At 62.3% G+C, this 1,376-nt stretch carries 1 protein-coding gene; it reads right to left on the minus strand.

Annotated features, from left to right (window positions below; genetic code table 11):
• Positions 1-1,274, minus strand: a 1,274-nt coding sequence (locus NKH59_RS33315) for a SpvB/TcaC N-terminal domain-containing protein (RefSeq protein WP_353024467.1), incomplete at its 3' end; no start/stop codon positions are given.
• Positions 1,275-1,376 lie beyond the last annotated feature (102 nt).

Consider the following 1,376-nt stretch of genomic DNA (forward strand, 5'->3'; position numbering starts at 1 on the left):
GCATCGGTGCCGTAGCGGCTGACGGCTGTCAGACGCGAGGCGTTGGAGAACGGCGCCTGGTCGTAGGTCAGCTTGTAAGCGCTGCGCAGCGTTCCGCTCACGGTGACGCCGATCGCCTTGATGCGCTGGCTGATCTCCGAGATGTCGCGGCCATTGCCCATCAGGATCAGGTCGGGCCGTGTCTCCAGATAGAATTTTACCACCGTGCCGTTGTAGCTGATCGCATCGGGATAGCAGACCGGGCTCGCCGGACAGGTGTAGCCGTAGGCAACACTGTTGCCATTGGTGTCGGTGACGGAGGTCAGCAGCCAGCGGTAATTGTAGGCCAGGTCATAGGCGGGATTGGCAACTGTAGCGCCGTCCTTGCCTGGGATGGTCGGGGAAGGGCTGAGGTTCGCGACCGCCGCGACCGAGCGGAAGGTCGAGACGGTGCCATCACGATCGGTCACCTTCCATTCATTGGTGGTGCCGTTGAGCGCGATGCGGCGATAGGATTCATTCTCCGTCGCATGCGTGCCGCTGGTCGAGCACGACGGCGACACCACGCCCGCCACGCAGGCGACCAGCTGTTGGCCGTCGAGCAGATAGATGTCGCCGGCATTGAAGGCCGGCATGCCATAGCCGGGGCTTGCCCGCTCGATGACGTCAAAACCGTCAAGGCCCCAGGCATAGCCCAGCCAGCCTTGGTAGAGGCCGCCGGTCTTGGTCTTGCGGGAAGAATTGTAATTGAGTGCGATCGACGGCTCGATGCCGTGGAAGTCCGAAACATCAATGCCAATGGCATAGCCCAGATTGCCATTGCCTGAACTCTTCGGCAAATCCACCTTCGGCGTGCCGATCGCCTCGGGATCGCTCTCGGTGGTCGTGGTCGTCGCCAAGGTCGCTGCGGCAGCATCTTCCGGTGCGGCTTCTGTGTCGGTCGTTTTGGCCGCCGTGCCGGTCTTGGCATCGGTGGCCTCGCTCTCAGCCGGCTTGCCGTCGACCTTGGCTGCAGCATCCGGGCTCTCGCCCGCCGCAGCACCGTCTCTCGTACCTGCTGCAGGTGTCTGGTCCGACGAAGAGCCGGTCGTGGAAGCGCCGCTGCCCGAACCCAGCGCCGCCCCGCCATTGCCGAAGCCGCCGCCGGATGGTGCGCCAGGGTCAGGCGAAGTCCCTTGCGCCTCCTGGGCAAAGGCCGCCATTCCTGTGGAGTGTCTAATATAAGAAACGAAAGATGTATCTGCGCCGAAGACGCCGGCGGCAAGCAATGCCGCTCCCACAAGCAACTTGTTCATGATTCCCCCGAGCCCAAGTTGCTTACTTCTACTCAGCCCCAGCCAAACGAATACGACACCAAGTCGTCACAGAGGCAATATCCACAGGGAAATTTTTAGGAG

This window comes from Mesorhizobium sp. M0998 (genome assembly GCF_040318885.1).
Taxonomy (GTDB): domain Bacteria; phylum Pseudomonadota; class Alphaproteobacteria; order Rhizobiales; family Rhizobiaceae; genus Mesorhizobium.